Consider the following 19,523-nt stretch of genomic DNA (forward strand, 5'->3'; position numbering starts at 1 on the left):
CTCGCCCAGCCCGCCCCCGGAGTGCATCCGGGGGCGGGCGGAGGTCGCTCAGAGCGAGGCGTAAAGGGCCTTCTCGTAGTTCGCGTAGAGCTCCAGCGCCTCCGGCGGGACGAACGGGAGGAAGTTGGAGTAGATCGAGCCGCAGATGCCGGTGGTCGGGTCCACCCAGAAGTGGGTGTTGCACAGCCCCGCCCACGCACCGCTGTACGCGCGGCGCATGCCCGGGACGTCCTGGGTGTTGAGCAGCAGCCCGAGGCCCCACTTGTAGCCGGGACCCGCGTTGAACTCGTGCGTCGACGCCGGGTCGGCGGTGGGGATCGCGGCCGGGAAGTCGAGGTCGCCGATCTGGTTGGTGAAGGCCTGGTCGACGGTGGCCTGCTGCAGGATCCGGACCCCGCCGAACTCGCCGCCGCCGAGGAGCGCCTGCTGGAACTTGATGTAGTCGCGCGGGGTCGAGTACAGCCCGTGGCCGCCCGCCCAGTACTCCGGGGTCTGGTTCAGCTCGATGCCCGAGTCGATCCACTTCCCGTCCTCGCCCTTGACGTGGACGGGCGTCGTGGAGTCCTTCCAACCCTCGTTCAGCGCGAACGCGGTCTCGTTCATCCCGAGCGGGCCGGTGATCCCGTCCTTGATCGCGACGTCGAGGGTGGTGCCCGACGCGGCCTCGACGACCTTGCCCAGCCAGTCGGTGTTGATGCCGTAGATGTACTGCGTGCCCGGGTCGGCGAGCAGCGGCGCGGTGAAGACGACGTTGGACCCCGACAGCACGTTGGGCGTGCTGGTGGCCGCCTCCCACTTGACGAGGTCCTCGCTCCAGAACCAGTAGCCCAGGCCGGAGGTGTGCGTCACGAGCTGCTTGACCGTGGCCTGGCTCGCCGGGGCCCGGAGCCTCGGGGTGTCGCCGTCCCACCCGTCGAGGACCTGGACGTCGGCGAACTCGGGGCAGTAGTCGGCGATCGGGGCGTCGAGGTCGAGCGTGCCCTTCTCGACCTGCTGCAGTGCCGCGGCCGTGGCCACCATCTTGGTCATCGACATGATCCGGAAGTGGGTGTCGACGGTGAGCGGGTCGTCGCTGCCGGCCGCCTTCGGGCCCGCCGCCCCCTCGTAGATCACGCCGTTGCGGTCCGCGGCGATCGCCGCGACGCTCGGTACGGCTCCGGCGTCGACGGCGTCCTGCAGGACCTTGTCGATGGACGAACTCACGGGATCGACTCCTCATGTGGACTGCGTGTGGGTCACGTCACACCCTCGCGGAGCCACTGCGACGCGTCAATGCGCAGCCACCCGTTCGCAGGTCCGCACCTGGCGGAACGGAGGGGTCACCCGGTGCTGAAGCGCCGCATCGCCCCGGCGACGCCGCGCAGGTACCGGGTGACGACCGCGGCCTCGTCGGCGCTGAGCTCCTGCGCGATCGCCTCGACGTCGGTCAGCAGCGGGAGGAGGGCGGCGAGCACGTCGCGGCGCGCGGAGTCGGTGGTCTCGACGATCAACCGGCGGCGGTCGGTGGGGTGCCGCACCCGCCGGACGTGCCCGGACGACTCCAGCCGGTCGACCAGCGCCGTGGCCGATGCCGACCGGATGCCGAGGTGGTTGCCCAGCTCGACCGGCCCCATGGCCTCCGGGGACTGCAGCAGGATGTCGAGCGCGAGGGTCTCGTTGTGGCCCACGCCCAGGCGTCGGGTCACCGCGTCGTTCACCGCGTCGGTGAGCCGGTTCACCTCGCGCAGCGCCCACGACACCTCGCTCAGCTCCGGCGAGTCCCGCCGTTCCGCGGCCTCGACGTCGTCGATCTCCACGTCCACCCCTCCCCCATATCGCTAGCTTGCCTAGTCACCAGACAGTCTCTACTCTGCGATCGCTAGACAAACTAGCTATCGGAGGATCTCATGCAGTCCGCACCCCCGTCCACCGACCGGCGCCGCTGGTACGGCCTGGTCGCGATCGCGTTCGCCGTCTCCCTGGTGATCATCGACGTCACGATCGTCAACGTGGCCGTGCCCGCCATCATCACCGACCTCGGTGCGACGGCCACGCAGGCCCAGTGGGTGCAGGAGGCCTACACCCTCGTCTTCGCTGCGCTGCTGCTCACCACCGGGCGCATCGGCGACCGGATCGGCAGGCGGCGGGTGCTCGTGGCCGGCATCGCGGTGTTCGTCGCGGCGAGCGTGCTCGCGGCGCTGGCCGCCACCCCCGGCCTGCTCATCGCCGCGCGGATGCTGCAGGGCGTCGGCGGGGCGGCGATCTTCCCGGCCACCCTGTCGCTGATCAACGCGACGTTCGTCGGCCGCGAGCGCGGCGTCGCGTTCGCCGTCTGGGGCTCCACCATCGGCGGGATGGCCGCCGTCGGACCGCTGCTCGGCGGGTGGCTCACGACCGAGGCGTCGTGGCGGTGGGCGTTCGGCATCAACGTCCCGCTCGGCGCGCTGGTGGTGGCCGGGGTGCTGGCGTTCGTCGTGGAGTCGCGCGACGGGGACTCGCGCCCGGGGATCGACGCCGTCGGCGCCCTGCTCTCCGCCGGGGCGGCCGGGTCGCTGGTGTTCGCGCTGATCGAGGGCCGCACGCTGGGCTGGTGGGCGGTGCGCGAGCCGGTCGGGCCGTGGTGGCCCGGCCCGCTGTCCCCCGTGCCGTACCTGCTGCTGCTGTCGGTGGTGCTGGCCGTGGCGTTCGTGGCCCACCAGCGACGCCGGGCCGCGGCGGGGCGGGTGGCGCTGCTGGACCTGACGCTGTTCGCCGTCCCGGGCTTCCGCCGCGGCAACGTGGCCGCGCTGACCGTGTCGCTCGGCCAGTTCGGCATCCTGTTCGCCCTGCCGCTGTGGCTGCAGAACGCGCTGGGCTACACCGCCCTGCAGACCGGCGTCGCGCTGCTGCCGCTGGCGCTGGCGTCGTTCGTCGCGGGCGGGGTGGGCGGCGTGCTCACCGACCGGTACGGCGCCGCGCGGACCGTGCAGCTCGGCCTGGTCTGCGAGCTGGCGGGCGTGGCGTGGCTGGCGTCGGTGATCGCCGTCGACACGCCGTGGTGGGGCACCGTCGGACCGCTGGCCGTCTACGGGTTCGGCGTCGGGCTGGCCACGGCGCAGCTGGGCAACGTGGTGCTCGCCGACGTGCCGCCGTCGGCGAGCGGCCAGGCCTCGGGCACCGAGACCACCGCCCAGGAGCTCGGCTCGGCGCTGGGCATCGCCGTGCTCGGGTCGGTGCTGTTCACCGAGCTGGGCCGGAGCCTCACCGAGCGGCTCGGTGAGGCTCCCGGCACGGTCGGGCTCGTCGACGCCGTGCGGGAGAGCGCTGGCGGGGCCATCGCCGGGCTCGCCGCCGACCCGGCCACCGCGGCCGTGGCCGACGCCGCCCGCGCCGCCCTCACCGACGGCGCCCGCACCGCGGCGTGGACGGCCAGCGCGTTCCTGGCCCTCGGCCTGCTGGCGAGCCTGCGCCTGCGCTCCGACTCGCCCCGCGACGCAGAGCCGGCGCCGACCCACTGAGGCCCCGCCCACACCCCCTGTCCCACGTGCAGTGGGGTGGCTCTACTACAACTGGGTGGGAGTGAAGCCACCCCACTGCAACTTGGGCGGGGGCGGGGGCGGGGCTCGTCAGATCTCGCCGCCCTCCGGGGCCGCGGCCTTCGCGCCGCGCACCGGGAGGGTCGCGAAGACCGCGGGCGGCTCGCGCCACGGGTCGGGCAGGGTGCCGGCGCGGGCGTCCTGCACCGCCCGCCAGACCCGCTCCGGGGTGCACGGCAGGTCGACGTGCCGCACCCCGAGCGGGGCCAGCGCGTCGACCACCGCGTTCTGCACGGCCGGGGTCGCCCCGACCGTCGCGGACTCCCCGATGCCCTTCGCCCCGAGCGGGTTGAGCGGCGTCGGGGTCTCGGTGTTGGCGGTCTCGAAGGTGAACAGGTCGGCCGCGGTCGGCATGCGGTAGTCGGCGAGCGTCGCCGTGAGGGGCTGGCCCTCGCCGTCGAACACGACCTCCTCGTACAGCGCCTGCGCGACGCCCTGCGCCAGCCCGCCGTGCTGCTGCCCGGCGACCAGCAGCGGGTTGAGGATCCGCCCGCAGTCGTCGACGGCGACGTGGCGCAGCGGGGTGACCCTCCCGGTGTCGGTGTCGACCTCCACGACCGAGACGTGCGCGCCGAACGGGAACGTCGCACCCTCCTGCCGGAAGTCGAGCCCGGCGTGCAGCTCCTCCCCCGCGCTGGCCACCTCGGCCCAGGTGACGGTCGCCGAGGGCACCCCGGCGACGCCGAACTCGCCGTCCTCGGTGAGCTCCACGTCGTCCTCGGCCGCCTCCAGCAGCGCGGCCGCGCGGCGGCGGGCCTGGACCAGCACGTCGTCGGCGGCGACGACGACCGCGTTGCCGCCGAGCTGCAGCGACCGCGACCCTCCGGTGCCGCTCCCCCGCGGCACGAGCGCGGTGTCGGACTGGACGAACGTGAACTTCTCCATCGGGATGCCGAGGCGGTCGCTGGCGAGCATCGCGAACGCCGTCGGGTGGCCCTGGCCGTGCCCGGAGGTGCCCGCGGAGATCGTCGCGGTGCCGTCGGCGTGGATCGTGACGGAGCCGAACTCGGAGCCGCCGCCGCCCGCGGTGATCTCGACGTAGACGCACACGCCGATGCCGATCTGCACCGGGTCGCCGCTCTCGCGGCGGGCGGCCTGCTCCTCGCGCACCTTGTCGACGTCGACCAGGCGCAGGGCCTCGCGCAGCGGCAGGTCGTAGTCGCCCACGTCGTAGCGCGCGCCGGAGTGCATGGTGTGCGGGAAGGCGGCCGGGTCGAGGAAGTTGCGGCGGCGCAGCTCGACCGGGTCGATGCCCAGCTCCGCGGCCGCCATGTCCATGATCCGCTCCAGGTGGGCGGTGGCCTCCGGGCGGCCCGCGCCGCGGAAGGCGCCCATCGGCGTGGTGGTCGTGAGCGCGGCGGCGGCGTCGTAGCCGACCACCGGGATGTCGTAGACGCCCTGGCTCATCGTGTACGTCGGGCCGAGCGCGAGCGCGCCCCCGAACCCGGCGTACGCCCCGGAGTCGGCGACGACCCGGGCCCGCAGGCCGGTGATCCTCCCGGCGCGGGTCAGCCCCAGCTCGTAGTAGGCGATCTGGCCGCGGCCGTGCGGCATCGAGACGAGGTTCTCCGAGCGGGTCTCCACCCAGCGCACCGGGCGGCCCAGCGCCCGGGCGGCGGCGATGGCCGTCGTGTGCTCGGCGAGGACCCCGGCCTTGCCGCCGAAGCCGCCGCCGACGTGCGGGGCGATCACCCGCACCTGCTCGGGCTCCAGCCCGAACAGCGCGGCGGCCTGGGTGCGGAAGCCGTGCGGCATCTGGGTGGACACCCAGATCGTGAGCGCGTCGTCCACCTCGGGCCGCACGGCGATCGCGTTGCCCTCCATCGGCATGACGGCCAGGCGCTGGTTCACCATCCGCGCCCGGACGACCACCTCGGCGTCGGCGAGCGGGTCGGCGTCGCTGCGGGCGCCGCCGGCCAGGTTGTCGGTGCGGCCCGGGTACTGGAGCGGGGCGTCCGGGGCCAGCGCGGCCTCCGGGTCGACGGCGGCGGGCAGCGGGTCGTAGTCGACCTCCACGAGCTCGGCGGCGTCGACGGCCTGCGCCTGCGTCTGCGCGACGACGACCGCGACGGCCTCGCCGACGAACCGGACGTGGTCGACGGCCAGCGGGGGCCGCGGCAGGTCGGGGTTGAGCACCATCAGCCCGTGGTGGGCGGGGAGGTCGAGATCGGCCGCGGTGAACACGGCGACCACCCCGGGCGCGGCGGCCGCGGCGGCGGTCTCGATCCCGGTGATGCGGCCGTGGGCCAGCGGTGAGCGGACGAAGGTGAGGTGCAGCATCCCGTCGAGGACGAGGTTGCCCACGTACGTGCTCGCCCCCGTCACGAGGTCGCGGTCCTCGACCCGGCGGACGGACGTACCGAGAATCGATCCAGGCATGTACCAACGCTAACCGAATCGCCCCGCACCCGTCAGCGGTTGACGGACCCTCCCCGTTCGGGGAGGGTCTCCATCCGGAGACCCCGCGTCGAGGGACCTCACGGTCCCGCTGCGCGTTCCCCCGGGGGGCCGGACTGGTCGGGGGCCGGTCCGGCCTCCCGACCACTTGTTACCGTCGTGGGGTGCCTGACTTCCACCACACAGAGGTACTCCCCCTCGGCCCCGACTCCACCGAGTACCGGCGGCTGGACCTGCCGCCGGGACGGGTCGTGGAGGCCGCCGGCCGCACGTTCCTGGAGATCGAGCCGGCCACGATCACCGCACTGGTGCGCGAGTCGGTGCACGACATCCAGCACTACCTGCGCACCTCGCACCTGCGGCAGCTGCGCGCGATCATCGACGATCCCGAGGCCTCGCCCAACGACCGCTTCGTGGCCACCGACCTGCTGCGCAACGCGTGCGTGTCCGCGGGCGGCGTGCTGCCGATGTGCCAGGACACCGGCACCGCGATCGTCATCGGCAAGCGCACGGAGACGGTGCTGACCGGCGGCGAGGACGAGGAGTCGGTCTCGCGCGGCATCTTCGAGGCCTACGACACGCTCAACCTGCGGTACTCGCAGATGGCGCCCACGTCGTTCTGGGACGAGCGCAACACCGGCACCAACCTCCCGGCGCAGGTCGAGCTGTACTCGGTGCCCGGGCAGGCGCCGAAGTACGAGTTCCTGACGATGGCCAAGGGCGGCGGCAGCGCCAACAAGACCTTCCTCTACCAGGAGACGAAGGCGCTGCTGAACCCGAAGAAGCTGGCCTCGTTCCTCGACGAGAAGCTGCGCTCGCTCGGCACCGCGGCCTGCCCGCCCTACCACCTCGCGGTCGTCGTGGGCGGGATGTCGGCGGAGTACAACCTCAAGGTCGCGAAGCTCGCCTCGGCCCGCTACCTCGACAACCTGCCCGCCGCGGGCTCCGAGCTCGGCCACGCGTTCCGCGACCACGACCTGGAGAAGCAGGTCCTGGAGCTCACCGCGCAGTTCGGCATCGGCGCGCAGTTCGGCGGCAAGTACTTCTGCCACGACGTGCGCGTGGTCCGCCTCCCCCGCCACGGCGCGTCGCTGCCCGTCGGGATCGCGGTGTCCTGCTCGGCCGACCGCCAGGCCAAGGCCAAGATCACGCCGGAGGGCGTGTTCCTGGAGCAGCTCGAGCGCGACCCGGCGCAGTTCCTGCCCGAGGTCACCGACGAGGGGCTGTCCTCCGACGTCGTGCGGGTCGACCTCAACCGCCCGATGAGCGAGATCCGCGAGCAGCTCTCGGCGCTGCCGGTCAAGACGCGGCTGTCGCTGACGGGCCCGCTCGTGGTGGCCCGCGACATCGCCCACGCCAAGATCGCCGAGCGGCTCGACGCGGGCGAGGAGATGCCCGGGTACCTGCGCGACCACCCCGTCTACTACGCCGGGCCGGCCAAGACCCCCGAGGGCTACGCGTCGGGCTCCTTCGGGCCGACGACGGCCGGGCGCATGGACTCCTACGTGGCGCAGTTCCAGGCCGCGGGCGGGTCGCTGGTGATGCTGGCCAAGGGCAACCGCAGCCAGCAGGTCACCGACTCCTGCGCCGCGCACGGCGGCTTCTACCTCGGCTCGATCGGCGGCCCCGCCGCCCGGCTGGCCCAGGACTGCATCCGCAAGGTCGACGTCCTGGAGTACGCGGAGCTGGGCATGGAGGCGGTCTGGAAGATCGAGGTGGAGGACTTCCCCGCGTTCGTCGTGGTGGACGACAAGGGCAACGACTTCTTCTCCGAGGTCAGCGCCCCCACCCTGCAGATCGGCTTCCGCCGCTCCTGACCCCGGTCAGGGCGCGGGGGCCCGGCCGAGCGTCACCTGGGCCATGCGGACGTGGACGTCGTCGACCATCTCGCCGTCCACCGTCCCGACGCCCTGCGCCGACGCCTCGATCACCGCGCGGGCGTGGGCCAGCTCGGCCTCGGTCGGGGTGAACGCCTCGTGGGCCAGCGGGACCTGGGCCGGGTGGATGCAGAGCTTGCCCAGGTAGCCGAGGTCGCGGGCGCGGGCGGCGTCGCGGCGGAACGCGTCGTCGTCGCGCACCGCGGTGACCACCTGGTCCAGCGCCGCGACCGCCGCGAGGCGGGCCGCCAGCACCACCTGGCTGCGGGCGTAGAGCACCTCGTGGCCCTCCGCCGTGCGCCGTCCGCCCAGGTCGGCGATGTAGTCCTCGGCGCCGAAGTAGGCCGCGACCAGACCGACCGTCGCCCCGACCGAGAGCAGCGACCGCGCGTCGACCACGCCGGCGGCCGACTCCAGCCCGCCGACGATCACGGCGTCGCCTCGGCCGCGGGCCTGCAGCTGCGAGCGCAGCTCCACGAGCTCGATGGTGCGCTCCAGCTTGGGCAGCACCACCCCGTCGGCCCGGGTGCCCGCCACCGCGGCGACGTCGTCGTCGAACCACGGGCTGTGGGCGTCGTTCACCCGGACCAGCACGAGGGTGCCGTCGGGCACCTCGAGCGTCTCCAGCGCCTCGACGACCGTGGCCCGCGCCGCCTCCTTGTCGCCCGGCGCGACGGCGTCCTCCAGGTCCAGCACCACGCCGTCGGGGGCCGACCGGCCCACCTTGGCGATCATGTCCGGGCGCCCGCCGGGGACGAACAGCAGGCTGCGCAGGACGCCGCTCATGCCGCGGGCCTGCATCGCATGAACGCCGCCCGCGTGGCCCGGCAGACGATCTCGCCGCGCTGGTTGGACGCGTCGTGCCGGAACGTGACGATGCCGGCGTCCGGCCGCGACGAGCTGCGCCGCGCCTCCACCACCTCGGTGATCACCCGCAGAGTGTCACCCGCGAACACCGGTTTGGGGAACTCGATCGACGAGAAACCGAGGTTCGCGATGGTGGTGCCCAGCGTCAGCTCCGGCACCGCCAGACCCACGACCAGCGCGACCGTGAACATCGAGTTCACCAGCGGCTTCCCGAACTCGGTGCCCGCCGCGAACTCCGCGTCGAGGTGCAGCGGCTGCGGGTTCATCGTCATCGTCGTGAACAGGACGTTGTCGGTCTCGGTGACGGTGCGGCGCGTCGCCGCCTCCACCACCCGGCCGACCGTCAGGTCCTCGAACCACAGCCCGCTCACGCCGTTCCCCCCACCGCCGCCGCGACGGCGTCCAGCGCCGCGGGATCGTCCATCGCCGACGTGTCGCCGGTCGGCCCGCCGTGCACCACGACGTCGCGCAGCAGCCTGCGCATGGTCTTCCCGGTGCGCGTCTTGGGCATCGCGGGCGTGACGTAGACGCGGTCGGGGCGGGCGTAGCCGCCCATCTCCGCGACGACCCGCGCCCGGATCTGCTCCGCGGCGTCCGGCCCGGCCCCCGCCCGCAGCGTGACGAACGCGATCGGCACGGTGCCCTTCGTCGGGTCCGGCACCCCGACGACCGCCGCCTCCACGACGTCCGGGTGCGCGGTCACGACCGCCTCGATCTCCATCGTCGAGATCCGGTGCGCCGCCACGTTGATCACGTCGTCGGCGCGGCCGAGCACCCACAGGTGCCCGTCGTGGTCGAGCACGGCCTCGTCGTTGGTGGCGTACCGGCCGGGGAAGCGGGAGAAGTACGTGCTGAGGTACCGGTCGTGGTCGTCCCACACCGTGCGGGCGAGCGTCGGGAACGGGCTGGTCAGCACCAGGTTCCCCTTGACGCCCGGCGCGACCGGCCGCCCGTCGTCGTCGAGGATCTCGAAGGAGTGCCCCGGCACCGGCGTGCCCACCGAGCCCGCCTTGAGGTCCTCGGCGCCGTACACCGGGTAGGTCCAGGTGGAGCCGGTCTCGGTCTGCCCGTAGGCGTTGACGACGGGCACCCCGAGCGTGTCGGTGGCCCAGCCGAAGGTGTCGCCGTCGAGCGGCTCGCCCTGCACGGTGATCAGCTTCAGCCCGGGCAGCGGGTGCGCGGCGGCGAGGTCGTCGCCGAACTTGCGCAGCATCCGGATCAGCGTCGGCGCGCACAGCACCTTGGTGACGGCGTGGCGCTCGCAGACCTCGTAGAACCGCGACGTGGTGGGGGTGTCGAGCGCGCCCTCGAAGCAGGCGATCGTCATGCCGCAGGCCAGCCCGCCGACGACGGCCTGGATCGGGAACGTCAGCCAGCCGACGTCGGCGGCCACCCAGTAGACGTCGCCGGGCTCGTACCCGGCCTGCCAGTGCGCGTTGGCCCAGGTGCCGAGCAGGAACCCGCCGACGGAGTGCACCACGCCCTTGGGCGTGGACTCGGTGCCGCTGGTGAAGATCAGGAACGACGGCTCGTTGGGGTCGAGCGGCACGGCCGGGGTACCGGCCGCGCCCCGCTCCAGCACCGCCGCGTAGGCGTGCTCGCCGTCGACGAGCGGCACGCCGTCGCCGGTGCGGTCGACCACCACGGTGGCCAGCACGGTCGGGGTCCGGACGCGGGCGGCTCGCAGGGTCTCGAGCAGCGGGACGGGCTTGGTGCGGCGGTAGATCGCGTCGGCGACCACCACGACCTTCGCCCGCGCCGCCTGCAGCCGCGACGCCACCGCCTCCTCGCCGAACCCGGAGAACAGCACGGTGTAGATCGCGCCGATCCGGTTGCAGGCGTGGATGGTCGTGAACGCCTCCACCAGGTTCGGCATGTAGATCGCGACGACGTCGCCCTTGGTCACGCCCAGGTCCAGCAGGCCGGCGGCGAGCCGGGCGTGCTCGTCGGCCAGCTGGGCGTAGCTGACGGTGCGGGTGTCGCCGGGCTCGCCCTCCCAGACCACGGCGGCGCGGTCGGCCGTCGCGGGGTCCTGCGCCCACCGGTCCACGCAGTTGTCGGCGACGTTGAGCCGGCCGCCCTCGAAGTAGCGGAAGTCGTCGATCTCACCGGTGCGCACGGTCGTCCAGGGCGTCGACCAGCGCTGCTGGCGCGCCACCCACTCCCAGTAGTCGTCCGGATCGGTGAGCGCCCGCGCGGCGGCGAGCTGCTCGACCCGCTCCGGCACCGTCCACTCCGGGCGCAGCGGGACGATCGGGGCGTCCAGCAGGGTGGTCAGGCTGTCGTCGGACATCGTCGTCCTCCAGGTCACACGGGGCTGATGGGGTGGTGGCGGCGGCCGGTCGTGCGCGTCCAGCGGTCGGCGTCGACCATCCGGGCGACGAGCTCGGCGCGCAGCCGCTCGGGTTCCACCACGGCGTCGACGACCAGGTCGGACGCCATGCGCAGCAGGTTGATGTCGGCCTGCTGCTCGGCGGCGCGGGCGGCGACGAACGCGGTGCGCTCGTCCTCGTCCTCGATCGCCGCGATCTTGTTCGCGTACACGGCGTTGACCGACGCCTGTGCGCCCATCGGGCCGATCGTCGCCGTCGGCAGCGCGAGCGTGGCGCGGGGCTCGAACCCCGGGGCGCACATCGCGTAGAAGCCGGCCGCGTAGGCCTTGCGCAGCACGACCGAGTACTTGGGCACCTCGGCGCTCGACATCGCGGTGATCATCTTCGCGCCGTGCCGGATGATCCCGGCCCGCTCGACGTCGACGCCCACCATGAAGCCGGGCACGTCCTGCAGGAACACCAGCGGCACGTTGAACGCGTCGCACAGGCTCATGAACCTGGCGGCCTTGTCGGCGGAGTCGACGAAGATCGCGCCGCTGCGGACCATCGGCTGGTTGGCGACGATCCCGACCACGCGGCCGTCGAGGCGGGCCAGGCCGGTCACCAGCTCCTGCGCCCAGCGCGCCTTGATCTCGAAGAACGTGCCGGCGTCGACGAGCCGGTCGACGACCCCGCGCACGTCGTAGGCGGTGTTCGGGTCCTCCGGGACGAGCCCGGCCCAGTCGTCGCGCTCCGGCTCGCGGGCCGCGGTGCGCGCGGGGGCGGAGCGGAAGTCGTCGGGCAGGTAGGACAGCAGCAGGCGGGCCGCGGCGATGGCCTGCCAGTCCTCGTCGAACACCTCGTCACCGCAGCCGGAGACCTCGGCGTGCATCATCGCCCCGCCCATCTCCTCCAGCGAGGTGCGCTCGCCGGTGACCTTCTCCGCCACCCGCGGGCTGGCCAGGTACATCGAGGCGTTGCCCTCCACCATGCCGACCCAGTCGCAGAACGCCGGCATGTACGCCCCGCCGGCGGCGCTCGGTCCGTGCAGGCAGCACAGCTGCGGCACCCGCCCGGACAGCTTCACCTGGAGGTGGAAGATCGCCGACGCACCGCGGCGACCGGGGAAGAACCCCATCTGGTCGGTGAGCCGCCCGCCCGCGGAGTCGACGAGGTAGACCACCGGCAGCAGGTCGCGGTCGGCCCGCTCCAGGATGCGGATCTGCTTCTCGCACGTCAGCTCGCCCCACGACCCGGCCTTGACGGTGAAGTCGTGCGCGATCACCGCCACCGGCCTGCCCTCGACCCGTCCGACGCCGGTGATCACGCCGTCGGCCGGCAGCGCGCCGTCGGCGGCGGTCGCGAGCAGCCCGTCCTCGACGAAGGAGCCGGCGTCGACGAGGACGGCGATCCGGTCGCGGACCGGGAGCTTGTCGGGCCAGCGGGTGGGGTCGCCGCCGGCGAGGGCGACCTCGGTGGCCGCGACGACCTCGTCGGGCGTCGGGGCCGCGGGCCGCTCCCCGGCGGCCGGGACCGCAGCGGCGTCGCCGGCCGCGGCGGCGGGAGCCGGGTCAGCGGCCCCGGCGGCGGGGATCCCGGGGTCCGGCTCCGGGGCGGTCTCGGCCGGACCGGCCGCTGCGGCACCGGCTGCGGTGCGGGTCACGAGGCCATGCCGCGCGTCAGGATCTCCAGCTGGATCTCGTCGGTGCCGCCGCCGATGCGCAGGATCCGGGCGTCGCGGTAGTGCCGGGCCACCGGCGACTCCTCGACGAACCCGGCGCCGCCGAAGAGCTGCACGGCGTCGTCGACGATGCGGTTGCACGCGACCGCCGAGACGTACTTGGCCCGCGCCACGGACTTCCCCGCCTCGGGGTGGCCCGCGTCGAGCCGGGCGGCGGCCTGGTAGGTGACCAGCCGGGCCGACTCCAGCTCGATCTCCATCAGCGCGAGCTTGTGCCGGACGGTCTGCAGGTGCATGAGCGGGGCCCCGAAGGCCTCGCGCTCGCGGGTGTACTGCAGCGCCAGGTCCAGGCACTCCGCGGCGTGCCCCAGACCCATCCCGGCCAGCGCGATCCGCTCGAGCTGGAAGGCCTCCATGATCTGGTAGAAGCCGCGGTCCTCCTGGCCGAGCACCGCGTCGGAGGGCACGTGCACGTCGTCGAGGACGACCTCGCGGGTGTCGGAGGAGTGCCAGCCCATCTTGGCCAGCGGGGCGCCGGTCGACACCCCGTCGGCGGTGCCCTCGACCAGGAACAGCGTGACGCCGCCGCGCCCCGGCTCGCCGGTGCGGGCCGCGACGACCAGCAGGTCGGCCAGCCCGGCGTTGGTGATGTACATCTTGCGGCCGTTGATGACCCAGCCGTCGTCGGTGCGCCGTGCGGTGCTGGTGACGCCCGCGACGTCGGACCCGGTGCCGGGCTCGGTGACCGCGATCGAGGCCACCGCCTCCCCCGACGCCAGCGGGCCGAGCCAGCGCTCCTGCTGGGCCGCCGTGCCGTGCCGGACGACGTGCGGCGCGGCCATGTAGGCGCTGACCAGCGCGGTCACCGCGATGCCGCCGCTCGCCCGCGCCAGCTCCTCGGCCAGCAGCGCGACGGTGACGCTGTCGCCACCGCCTCCCCCGTGCTCCTCGGGGGTGACCAGGCCCAGGAGCCCGGCGGCCCCGAGCGGCTTCCACAGCTCGGCGGGGAACGTCCCCGACGCCTCCGCGGCGAGGACCAGCGGGCGCACCTCGCGGTCGACGAACGTGCGACAGGTGTCGCGGAACGCGTCGTGCTCGGTGTCGAGCTCCCAGTTCATGCGGCCCCTCTCAGATTCCCGACCGCCCGGTCGGTCGAACCAGTAGAGTGGTCGGGCTCACCGCTGTCAAGACGGGATACGGTCACCGCGATGCCGCCCACCACTCCCACGCGGGCCGACGCCCAGCGCGCCCGCGTCCTCGCCGCGTCCGTCGAGATCTTCGGTACGCGCGGCTACCGGGCCACGTCCATGAACGAGATCGCGGCGGGCGTCGGGCTGTCGAAGCCGACGCTCTACCACTACTTCCGCAACAAGGAGGAGCTGCTCGTCCGGATCTACTCCGACGTGCTCGACGACAGCCTGCGGATGGCGCGCGAGACCGTGGCCGCCGCACCCACCCCGCTCGACGGGCTGCGCGACCTGCTCGTCTCCCGCGTGGTGCACACCTGCGAGAACCGCGAGCTGCTCAAGATCTGCTTCGAGGAGGAGGACGAGCTGCGGCCCGACCTCGCCGAGGAGCTGCTCGTGCGCCGGCGCCTGTTCGAGGACGTGGCCACCTCGACGCTGGAGCGCCACCTCGCCGCGCACCCGCAGCTGCGCCTGGGCATGTCGCCGAAGGTCTTCGTCAACATGTGCCTCGGCGCCGTCAACTGGACCTACAAGTGGTACCGCCCCAGCGGCCCCCGCACCCCGGCGGAGCTGGGCGCGGACATGGCCGACGCCCTGCTCGCCGTGCTCGACCCCGCCCGCCCTCCTCGGGACTGACCACGCACGGCCCGACGGTGGCCGTCGGCCGCGCCGAGCTCGACACCGGGGGGGCGCTGCCCGGCCGCGGCCACCGATCCGGATCAGCCCAGGCGGCGGGGCCCCCCGTCGTTGCGGGTGGGCGGGGGTCCGAGCACGATCCTGGCGCCGGTGACGAACACCCCGGAGGCCGAGGCCAGCACCGGGTCGAGCGCGAGCGAACGCACCTCGGGCAGCTCCTCGGCGATCTTCCCGACGCGCAGGACGAGCTGCTCCAACGCGGCGAGGTCGGTGGGTTCGCTGCCCCGGTACCCGGCCAGCAGCGGGGCCGCCCGCGGGCTGCGGACCAGCGCCGCCGCGTCGACGTCGGACACGGGGACCACCCGGAACGCGCGGTCGCCGAGCAGCTCGGTGGCCACCCCGGACAGCCCGAAGGACAGCAGTGAGCCGAACGACGGGTCCTCGACGACCTCCAGCACGCAGGACAGACCCTTGACCGCCATCCGCTGCACGTAGACCTCGTCGTCGCCGGTGAGGGCGACCAGGTCGTCGACGGCCCGGCGGACCCCTGGCCCGGTGCCGATGTCCAGGCGCACCCCGACCAGGTCGGTGCGGTGTCGCCACCGGTCGCCGACCGCCTTGATCGCCACGGGGTAGCCCAGCTCGTCGGCCGCGGCGACCGCCTCGTCGGCGCCCCGCGCCCGCCGGAACGGGGTGACCGGGATGCCGAAGCAGTCGAGCAGGGCCACCGCCGACTCGTCGTCGAGCCGGCCGGCCGGCAGCGTCGCGACCAGCTCGCGGGCGCGCTCGAGATCGAGCCCCTCGGGCGTGACGAACTCCCCCACCGGCCGCGACCGCCAGCGGGCGTAGCGCGAGACCCGCGAGAGGGCGGCCACCGCCCGCTCCGGGCTCGGGAAGCTCGGCACCGACCCGGCACCGGGAGAGCCGTCGGGGCCGGGCAGGGCGAGCTCGGCGGGCACGCCCTCGACCGCCAGGAACACCGCGACGACCGGCTTCCCGGACCCCTCCACCGCGGCCCGCAGCGCGCGGGCGTACTCGGCGCCGGGGGTGGCGACCGGCGGGACGAAGACCGCGACGAGCGCGTCGCACTGGTCGCCCTGCACCGCGTTCGCCACGGCCGCGGCGAACTGCTCGGGGGTCGCGGCGGCCCCGACGTCGACGGCCTCCCCCACCGGGTCCAGCCCGGAGTCGAGCAGCCCGTCGGTGACCAGCAGCCCCAGTGCGGTGGAGTTGCCCACGACGGCGACGCGCGGCCCGTCGGGCAGCGGCTGGTAGGCCAACAGCAGTGCGGTGTCGAACAGCTCGGAGAGCGTCTCGACCCGGATCACCCCGGACTGCTCGAACAGCACCTTCACGCTGGCGTCGTCGATCGGGGCGGAGACCTCGGCGTGCGCCGCGATCGGCGCCGAGTGCCGCCCGCTCTTGACCGCCACGATCGGCTTGGTGCGGGCCAGCCGGCGCGCGAGCCGGCCGAACTTGCGCGGGTTGCCGAAGGTCTCCAGGTAGAGCAGCACGACGTCGGTGGCCGGGTCGGTCTGCCAGTACTGGAGCAGGTCGTTGCCGGACAGGTCGGCCCGGTTGCCCGCCGAGACGAACGTGGAGAGCCCGAGCCCGCGCTCCTTGGCCGCGGCGAGGATCGCGATGCCGAGCGCGCCGGACTGCGAGAAGAACCCGACCCGCCCGCGCCCGGGCAGCGTCGGCGCCAGCGTGGCGTTGAGGCGCACCTCCGGATCGGTGTTGGCCACGCCGAGCGCGTTGGGCCCGATCACCCGCATGCCGTGCGCCCTGGCCTCCTCCACCAGCCGGCGCTGGGCCCCGGAGCCGTCGGCCCCGGCCTCCGCGAACCCCGCACTGACCACGACGAGCGCCTTGACCCCCTTGGCCAGGCAGGAGTCCATCACCTCGTCGACCCCCGCGGCGGGCACGGCCACCACCGCCAGGTCGACGTCGTCGGGGATGTCGGTGACCGACGGGTAGGCCCGGACCCCGCGCACCGATCGCGCCTCGGAGTTGACGGGGTAGACCGGCCCGGTGAAGTTGCCGCGCAGTAGGTTGGAGAACACCGCGTGGCCGATCTTGGACGGGTCGGTGGACGCCCCGATCACCGCCACCGAGGTGGGGTGCAGCACGTTGTGCACGCTGCGGGCCTCGGCGCGCTGCTCGCGGGAGTCGCGCACCGCCAGCGACTTCTCCGTGGGGTCGATGTCGAACTCCAGGTGCAGCACGCCGTCGGCGAACGCCCGGCTCACCTGGTAGCCGGCCTGCCGGAACACCCGCACCATCGCGTGGTTCTCGACCAGCACCTCGGCCTCGAACCGGCGCAGCCCGTTCTCCCGGGCCGCGGCGGCGAGGTGCTCGAGCAGTATCGAGCCGAGGCCGCGGCCCTGGTGGGTGTCGCGGGCGACGAAGGCCACCTCCGCGGAGTCGATGGCGTCGGTGCCGGTGGTGCCGCCGGGCCCGCCGTCGCCGGGCAGTCCCTCGTACCGGCCGACGGCGATGATCTCGTCGCCCAGCAGGCAGATGAACGCGACCCGCGCGCGGTGGTCGACCTCGGTGAACCGCTTGAGGTCGCGCGGCGCGATGCGCGGGTAGGGCCCGAAGAAGCGCAGGTAGCGGGTGCGCTCGGACAGGCTCTCGTGGAACCGGAGCAGTGCGTCGGCGTCGGAGGGCAGGATCGGGCGCAGGTGCACGATCCCGCCGTCGGAGGCGACGACGTCGGCCTCCCAGTGCCGCGGGTACCCGGGTGCGGCCGGGGGCGTGCCGGGCGCCGCACCGGTGGTGTCGGGCTCGGCGGGATCCGCGGAGATCTCGCCCGGTGCGGGATCGGCGGTCGGCGGGTCGGTCGCGTCGGTCGGTGCGGCACCCGGGGAGCGGGTCATGGCAGGGGGTCCTGTCGGGTGGGCCGCGTCAGTCGCGCGGATCGTCGGGATCGAGGCCGTGCAGCGGGAACACCGCACGGCGGGTCTCCAGGATGGCGGTGTCGACCCGGTCGGCGATGTCGTCGCCCCACCGCGCGAAGGACGGGTCGGCACCGTCGGTCATCGCCGTGGGCAGGGGGTGGCGGGTGAGGCCCGCGGTGTGCGCGACCCAGTCGGCGGGCAGCGGACGGGCCGGGTCGACGTCGCGGTCGAGTGCGGTGGCGAGCAGGTGGGTCCACGAGCGGGGCACGACCCGGAACAGCGAGTAGCCGCCCCCGCCGAGCACCAGCCACTTGCCGCCGGCGGTGGTCTCGGCCAGGTCGCGCAGGGAGTGGTAGATCGCCCGCTGGCCGTCGACCGACAGCTCCAGGTTGGCCAGCGGGTCGTCGGAGTGGGTGTCGGCGCCGCACTCGGTGACCAGCACCTGCGGCCGGAAGGACTCCAGCAGCGACGGCACCACCGCGTGGAAGGCCCGCAACCAGCCGGCGTCGCCGGTGCCGGGCGGCAGCGGCACGTTCACGGCGTAGCCCGCGCCGTCGCCCTTCCCGTACTCCCCGGGCCAGCCGGTGCCCGGCCAGAGCGTGAGGGGGTGCTGGTGCATCGAGATCGTCATCACGCGCGGGTCGTCGTAGAACGCGGCCTGCACCCCGTCGCCGTGGTGGACGTCGACGTCGACGTAGGCGATCCGCTCGTAGCCCTGCTCCAGCAGCCACGCGATCGCGACCGAGCAGTCGTTGTAGACGCAGAACCCGGCGGCGCGGTCGGCCATCGCGTGGTGCAGCCCGCCCGCGAGGTTGACGGCGCGGTCGGCCCGGCCCTCGGCGATCGTCTGCGCCGCGAGCACCGACCCGCCCGCGATCAGCGCGCTCGCCTCGTGCATCCCCAGGAAGATCGGGTTGTCGTCGGTGCCCAGGCCGTGCCCGACGCCCCACGGCTCGTGCGGGGCGCTGCGCACCGCCGTGAGGTAGGACGGCGTGTGCACGCGCGTCAGGTCCTCGTCGGTGGCCGGCTCCGGCGTGAGGGTCTCGACGCCGTCGAGCACGCCGAGCCCGGCGGCCAGGCGCATCGTCAGGTCGAGGCGCACGGGGTTGAGCGGGTGGTCGTCGGAGAGCTGGTAGCTCAGGAAGTCCGGCGTCCAGACCACCGAGGTGCGGGGGCTCATGAGTCACGACCGTAGGCGGGTGCGTCGCCGGTGGCCACCGGTCGCCCGAGGGCGCACCAGTTGGACCACGAGCCGACGTAGAGCGCCGCGGGGTCGGCGGGCGGCCGCACCCCGGCGTGCTCGGCGGCGAGCACCAGCGCCGCGGCCGTGACGCCCGACCCGCAGTACGCCGCGACCGGCGCCCCGGCGCGGACCCCGAGCGCCTCCAGCCGCGCGGCCAGCTCGGCCGGCGACGGCCAGAACCCGTCCGCCCCGAGCAGCTCCGCCGCGGGGAGGTTGACCGCCCCCGGGACGTGCCCGGCCACCGGGTCCAGCGGCTCGGTCTCGCCGCGGAAGCGGGGCCCGGAGCGCGCGTCCAGCAGCACCCCGTCGGCGTCGACCACCGCCACCGCGCCGTCGGCGTCGAGCACGGGCATGCCGCCGGGCCGCACCGCGACGTCCCCGGCGACCGGCGGCGTCGGGTCGGCGGTGACCGGGAGCCCGGCCGCGACCCAGGCCGCCCAGCCGCCGTCGAGCACCTGCACCCGCTCCGCGGGCAGCCCCGCCCAGCGCAGCAGCCACCACGCGCGGCCGGCCATCGTCGCGTCGCCGTGGTCGAGCACGACGACCCGCGAGCCGTCGCGGACCCCGGCGCCGCGCAGCGCGTCCTGCAGGCGCCCCGGCTCGGGCAGCGGATGGCGCCCCGCCGGGCCGGGCGCGGAGGCGAGATCGGTGTCGAGGTCGAGGTACACCGACCCCGGGACGTGCGCGGCCGCGTACTCCTCGCGACCGGGCGGGCCGCCCGGACCGGCCACCGGCGGGCGGCGGACGTCGATCACCACGGGACGCGGGGCGTCGGACGGGGCGCGGAGGAGCGCGGCCAGCTCGGCCGGGCGGATCAGCGGGCTCGTTGCTGCAGGCACGGGCCCATCCTGCCCCGCGGGCGGTCCGGG

General features: G+C 74.3%; 14 protein-coding genes. 3 read left to right on the plus strand and 11 right to left on the minus strand.

All coding sequences use genetic code 11. The features are described 5' to 3' along the window. Positions 1–48: 48 nt before the first annotated feature. Entirely contained in the window at positions 49–1,203 is a 1,155-nt protein-coding gene (locus tag H6H00_RS29655) for a serine hydrolase domain-containing protein (protein ID WP_185718911.1), read from the minus strand. Positions 1,204–1,319: 116 nt separating this feature from the next. Then, positions 1,320–1,796 carry a MarR family winged helix-turn-helix transcriptional regulator gene (locus H6H00_RS29660; protein WP_185718912.1) on the minus strand — a complete coding sequence of 159 codons (477 nt, stop codon included), beginning with the start codon at positions 1,794–1,796 and terminating at the stop codon, positions 1,320–1,322. Between the two features lie 90 nt (positions 1,797–1,886). On the opposite strand from H6H00_RS29660, the gene H6H00_RS29665 reads away from it, so the two are divergent. Further along, entirely contained in the window at positions 1,887–3,476 is a 1,590-nt protein-coding gene (locus H6H00_RS29665; protein ID WP_185718913.1) for an MFS transporter, read from the plus strand. Between the two features lie 108 nt (positions 3,477–3,584). On the opposite strand, the gene H6H00_RS29670 is transcribed toward H6H00_RS29665, so the two are convergent. Continuing rightward, on the minus strand, positions 3,585–5,933 hold the full coding sequence (locus tag H6H00_RS29670; protein ID WP_185718914.1) for a xanthine dehydrogenase family protein molybdopterin-binding subunit: 2,349 nt from the start codon (positions 5,931–5,933) through the stop codon (positions 3,585–3,587). Positions 5,934–6,115: 182 nt separating this feature from the next. Here H6H00_RS29670 and H6H00_RS29675 point away from each other — a divergent pair, with 182 nt between their 5' ends. Continuing rightward, on the plus strand, positions 6,116–7,768 hold the full coding sequence (locus tag H6H00_RS29675; protein WP_185718915.1) for a fumarate hydratase: 1,653 nt from the start codon (positions 6,116–6,118) through the stop codon (positions 7,766–7,768). A 6-nt stretch (positions 7,769–7,774) separates the two neighbouring features. On the opposite strand, the gene H6H00_RS29680 is transcribed toward H6H00_RS29675, so the two are convergent. Genes H6H00_RS29680 through H6H00_RS29700 form a run of 5 tightly spaced genes read right to left on the minus strand, consistent with a single transcriptional unit; the run spans position 7,775 to position 13,806 of the window. Beyond that, entirely contained in the window at positions 7,775–8,614 is an 840-nt protein-coding gene (locus H6H00_RS29680; RefSeq protein WP_185718916.1) for an HpcH/HpaI aldolase/citrate lyase family protein, read from the minus strand. Then, positions 8,611–9,066: a MaoC family dehydratase gene (locus H6H00_RS29685; RefSeq protein ID WP_185718917.1), complete on the minus strand. Its 456-nt coding sequence runs from the start codon at positions 9,064–9,066 to the stop codon at positions 8,611–8,613. Before H6H00_RS29685 ends, H6H00_RS29680 begins: the two co-directional genes overlap by 4 nt. Continuing rightward, positions 9,063–10,988: an AMP-binding protein gene (locus tag H6H00_RS29690; protein ID WP_185718918.1), complete on the minus strand. Its 1,926-nt coding sequence runs from the start codon at positions 10,986–10,988 to the stop codon at positions 9,063–9,065. The genes H6H00_RS29685 and H6H00_RS29690 overlap by 4 nt, the downstream gene beginning before the upstream one ends. Before the next feature lie 14 nt (positions 10,989–11,002). Beyond that, the gene (locus H6H00_RS29695) at positions 11,003–12,670 is read right to left on the minus strand and encodes an acyl-CoA carboxylase subunit beta (RefSeq protein WP_255425443.1); all 1,668 of its coding nucleotides are present in this window, start codon (positions 12,668–12,670) and stop codon (positions 11,003–11,005) included. Further along, the gene (locus H6H00_RS29700) at positions 12,667–13,806 is read right to left on the minus strand and encodes an acyl-CoA dehydrogenase family protein (RefSeq protein ID WP_185718919.1); all 1,140 of its coding nucleotides are present in this window, start codon (positions 13,804–13,806) and stop codon (positions 12,667–12,669) included. Before H6H00_RS29700 ends, H6H00_RS29695 begins: the two co-directional genes overlap by 4 nt. Positions 13,807–13,896: 90 nt before the next feature. Between H6H00_RS29700 and H6H00_RS29705 the strand changes: the two genes are divergently transcribed. Beyond that, positions 13,897–14,511, plus strand: a complete 615-nt coding sequence (locus tag H6H00_RS29705; protein ID WP_185718920.1) for a TetR/AcrR family transcriptional regulator — start codon at positions 13,897–13,899, stop codon at positions 14,509–14,511. Between the two features lie 83 nt (positions 14,512–14,594). On the opposite strand, the gene H6H00_RS29710 is transcribed toward H6H00_RS29705, so the two are convergent. The 3 genes from H6H00_RS29710 to H6H00_RS29720 are packed head-to-tail and all read right to left on the minus strand — an operon-like array spanning position 14,595 to position 19,493. Then, positions 14,595–17,390, minus strand: a complete 2,796-nt coding sequence (locus H6H00_RS29710) for a bifunctional acetate--CoA ligase family protein/GNAT family N-acetyltransferase (RefSeq protein WP_185718921.1) — start codon at positions 17,388–17,390, stop codon at positions 14,595–14,597. A 28-nt stretch (positions 17,391–17,418) separates the two neighbouring features. Further along, positions 17,419–18,591, minus strand: a complete 1,173-nt coding sequence (locus H6H00_RS29715) for an acetoin utilization protein AcuC (protein ID WP_185718922.1) — start codon at positions 18,589–18,591, stop codon at positions 17,419–17,421. Next, positions 18,588–19,493 (minus strand): sulfurtransferase, encoded by a 906-nt coding sequence (locus tag H6H00_RS29720; protein WP_185718923.1) that lies wholly within the window; start codon positions 19,491–19,493, stop codon positions 18,588–18,590. The genes H6H00_RS29715 and H6H00_RS29720 overlap by 4 nt, the downstream gene beginning before the upstream one ends. Positions 19,494–19,523 lie beyond the last annotated feature (30 nt).

This window comes from Pseudonocardia petroleophila (genome assembly GCF_014235185.1).
Taxonomy (GTDB): Bacteria; Actinomycetota; Actinomycetes; order Mycobacteriales; family Pseudonocardiaceae; genus Pseudonocardia; species Pseudonocardia petroleophila.